Raw genomic sequence first — 3,649 nt, 5'->3', positions numbered from 1 at the left:
CCGAGAAATCTTTACTTTTAAACAGATGTTATCGTTTTTGAGACAGGCTATTGATAGATTATATCAAGTTGTTGATACTATCTATTTACCCTCTGGTTAATCACAACCAGATTTTTCTTAGTTTTGTTATAAGTTTTCTTAATATTTTTTGAGAAGCTTTTTGTATCAAACAATACCAAACATTATGGCGATCGCCTTAAATCCAAACTTTTGCATCTACTGAAAATTACCCTTATTTGCGTTCGATCAGCTCGAATCTTTCGTTGATCGAGAAAGCGGCGCACAGAGAAGGTATAGACAACTTAGCAACGATTTAGGGACTTTCGGGCGAATTATCTGTCAGTCTTTGACTGTCTAAGATGCTTTTAATAGGGTCAAAAATATTATCACTGCTAACAATTCAGGGGAAATATTCTGGAGCAAAGAACAGCAAGACTTAATCCAGGAATAAAGTGATAATGCGTAGCTATGCGCTACAATAAATCAAAGGAATTGAGGTATTGATTATCGCAAAGTATGTTCAACCCAGAACCGCAGCAGAAATGCTTGGAGTCCACGTCCGAACCCTTGTCAAGTGGGAGCAGATATAGCGTTTCTCATAAAGATGAAGTGTAACCTAATGTAGTCGTGCAAAATAAAATGAGATGACTATTCAGGAGAAGACAGGTCGCGGAAAATCTGGCTGGCAATGGCTGCACTCCGGCGAATTTGTTCAATTTCGGAAAGACTTTGCCAATTTTCGGTTTCTATATTGGTTTCGCTCTGGCCATTACGCATAGTATAGGCGTAGGGACGAGCAAAAACCTGTAAATCTTCTGGAGACCATTGGGGAAAGAGATCGCTAAGACAAACAACAAGGCGATCAAGCTTGTCTAATTGACTATCAACTAGATTTTCAGCGCTTTCTACTAGACGATTTAAATGTTCGGCCGGCAATAAAGAGGCAAATTTATCAAAGATATTAGACCGGGGTGAAACGGAAACTGCCGGGAATTTTTGGTGTAAACTATTAAAGAATCTATCAGCTTCTGCCTCGATCGCCGTCGCTTCTAGGCCTTCACACAGAGAAAAGGGCGTTTCTGTCAGGTCTAAGGGATCATGACTCTCAACAGCGGTTACACCCCAGGGATAGGTGACTTCTTCTTCGATCAGGATTGCTAGAAGTTCTGCGGTAATCTGTTCGGATAGGGATAAATGGCTCATAAATAACAATCCATGTTTTAGCCTTTGTGGTGTTCAATGAGTAACTACATCTCGGTTTTGACAATTTCCGAAGCTACAAACAGACTCTTGGTGCAAGTCAGGCAGGAGGCACTCTTGCCATAGGGGCAATAATTAGGGTTGGCTGAATATCAGTGAAACCCTTGCTAGAAAAGGGTTATGGCAATTTTTTGTCCCCAAAAGTGCCAGAAACAAACGTTGAGAAATCGATCGGAGGGACTCAAAACCCTTACACTTTCATTGGCGAACGCAAAGCGCTCGCAATGCGAGAACACAAAGGGTTCCGCTTCGCATTGCGCGAGGTCATTGTGTTATTCTGACTTCCCCGACCGACGACCGACTCGGAGACTCCTAACCCCACCAACAGACTTATTCAGCCAACCCTAATTATAGCGCTTTTCACGTTACTGAGGTATCGACAAGTTTTGCTAACAAAGGGTTTAAGCCCCTTACCCATACCTCATTCTGATGAAAACTGCTATAATCTCTTGGTTTTTTCTTCTCCAGACTCCGAGAAGACTGGCACCTTACTGCTGCTCACTCCTCCTCTAGAGGTCTATTGATAATTAGCCAATTTTTGACGACGAAAATCTCGCGGTGATAATCCTGTCCAACACTTAAAAGCGCGAGTAAAATGGGCGGGATCACTGTAACCTAATTCCCTGGCAATATCAATTAATTTTATCAGTGGTTCCTGCCGCCACAAAACTGCTTGCTCAAAACGAATTTTTTACCCTACCTGAGTATAGGTTAAACCTTCTTCTCCTAACCTTCTCTGTAGAGTACGGACACTGATGCCAGGGATTTCTTTGGCTAAGTTAATATCGAGATAACCGTTGGGTAAAAGAGGAGCAATCACCTGTTTTAAAGAGCCACTTATATTCTGTGTAGGAGAGGAAGAATAGAGATTTTCCCGGTCTTGTTGACTCGGTTTATTATTTAATGCCGGGGGCAATTTAAGAGGTAAACTCAGAACCCACATTCCGCACTTCAAACACACTTCAAAATGTAGTATGAGCAAAATATGATGGAAGTCACACCCAAAAATGAAACCAAACCGAAATTTAAGCAAGCCTCAAGAATTTACTGAAAGTGAAACTTGTTAAAAACTTAAATTTAAACAGGATAAAACTCAAGTGATATGATCATGACTCATAACACTTTGTTTTTGATTAATCTTGATTTTCTGGAAATTTAGCAACTAGATTGGCTTAGTTGATGAGATAATATTTTTGACAATTAATCGAAAAATATTGAAGAATATTAAGAATTTTATTAGTTAAATTCCTAACCATTTTTTCACCATTAATTACCAGCACATGGATTCCTTGTAATTCTTGAAATATCCATCTCATTGTCGGTCTATTTATCAGGTTTCCTAATTAATTTTTAATCATTTCTCCGCGACTCTGTAGCTCATTCCTGAGCTTTCTTTGCCCAATGCTATAAACTAACAAACATAATCCCATTAACATTTCCATTGTTTCAATTCTTTGAGGGGTTTTCAAAAATACACTATCGGCTAAAAATAAGGGGTCTTTGAGAAACCGAAAACCCCGTTCACAAGATTGTTGCGCTTTGTATTACCTGAGCATTTCTAACGAAAACCTTTTTGATACAATTGGTCGTAAATTTTGGTAAAAAATGTATGGCGAAAATCGGAGGTACGAAATCCAACTTCTAAAAGAATCATGGCAATTTTTATCCCTTCTAGAAAATTGGTTGCTCCAGCTAAAACCTGTAGCTCATAACCCTCTGTATCCATTTTGAGCAGGTCTATCCTATCTATTCCCTGCTCTTGACAAAAATTATCTAAGCTATCAATTTTAATTGCTTCTGTTTTGTCGGTGGATTGGCCTTGATTCTCGCCTATGGGCCAGTTTAAGGCATCGGTGAGGGAGTTTTGTTGAGAATTAGAGTTTAAAATAATTGTTTTTTGTGAAGGTTGCTCACCTAAAGCGATCGGAAAACAGCGAATTCGCTGATTATTAGCAAATTTTTGAAATAATTGGGCAAAAGTTTCCTTGATTGGCTCGAAACAAAGAATATCAGCTTGAGGAAATTTTTGATGAAAGTAACTGCCTGTTTGTCCAATATTCGCCCCGACATCAAAAATAATCTTTGGTTGCTGGTGATGACAAATTCTTTCTATCTCAAGGTCGCGATTCATCTCCCGTTAACCGCTACGCAGTTTAACGGGAGATGAATCGCGACCAGAATAAAACTAACGTGGTAGCGTTTCCAGTTTCGGGGAGTTTTGGTTCTCGACGTATTTTTTTAGTTGTTCGAGGGTAACGCCGCCACAACTAGCCACAAAATAAGCTCCCGTCCAAAAATAGGGTTTGTTGTAGAAATACTTTGCCGCTAAGTACGGAAATTCTTTTCTAATTAAGCGACTACTAACTGTTTTAAGGTTAGCGATTAGTTT

5 protein-coding genes are annotated in these 3,649 nt (G+C 39.4%); all 5 read right to left on the bottom strand.

The window, feature by feature from the left end; all coding sequences use genetic code 11:
* Positions 1-648: 648 nt before the first annotated feature.
* Positions 649-1,203 carry a hypothetical protein gene (locus EWV84_RS18570; protein ID WP_287079254.1) on the bottom strand — a complete coding sequence of 185 codons (555 nt, stop codon included), beginning with the start codon at positions 1,201-1,203 and terminating at the stop codon, positions 649-651.
* A 574-nt stretch (positions 1,204-1,777) separates the two neighbouring features.
* Positions 1,778-1,927 (bottom strand): helix-turn-helix domain-containing protein, encoded by a 150-nt coding sequence (locus tag EWV84_RS18565; RefSeq protein ID WP_416361024.1) that lies wholly within the window; start codon positions 1,925-1,927, stop codon positions 1,778-1,780.
* A 24-nt stretch (positions 1,928-1,951) separates the two neighbouring features.
* Entirely contained in the window at positions 1,952-2,203 is a 252-nt protein-coding gene (locus tag EWV84_RS18560) for a hypothetical protein (RefSeq protein ID WP_287079252.1), read from the bottom strand.
* Between the two features lie 615 nt (positions 2,204-2,818).
* On the bottom strand, positions 2,819-3,391 hold the full coding sequence (locus tag EWV84_RS18555) for an FkbM family methyltransferase (protein ID WP_287079251.1): 573 nt from the start codon (positions 3,389-3,391) through the stop codon (positions 2,819-2,821).
* 54 nt (positions 3,392-3,445) lie between these two features.
* The coding region (locus EWV84_RS18550; protein ID WP_287079250.1) for a transposase at positions 3,446-3,649 on the bottom strand (204 nt) is incomplete at its 5' end.

It is taken from the genome of Microcystis sp. M_QC_C_20170808_M3Col, from assembly GCF_007095505.1.
GTDB lineage: Bacteria > Cyanobacteriota > Cyanobacteriia > Cyanobacteriales > Microcystaceae > Microcystis.
This window is presented reverse-complemented; position numbering and strand designations above follow the sequence as displayed.

What these genes read in the sequence shown, in the direction of transcription:
- EWV84_RS18570 (WP_287079254.1), bottom strand. Translation starts at nt 1,203, where the DNA reads ATGAGCCATTTATCCCTATCCGAACAGATTACCGCAGAACTTCTAGCA.
- EWV84_RS18560 (WP_287079252.1), bottom strand. Translation starts at nt 2,203, where the DNA reads ATGTGGGTTCTGAGTTTACCTCTTAAATTGCCCCCGGCATTAAATAAT.
- EWV84_RS18555 (WP_287079251.1), bottom strand. Translation starts at nt 3,391, where the DNA reads ATGAATCGCGACCTTGAGATAGAAAGAATTTGTCATCACCAGCAACCA.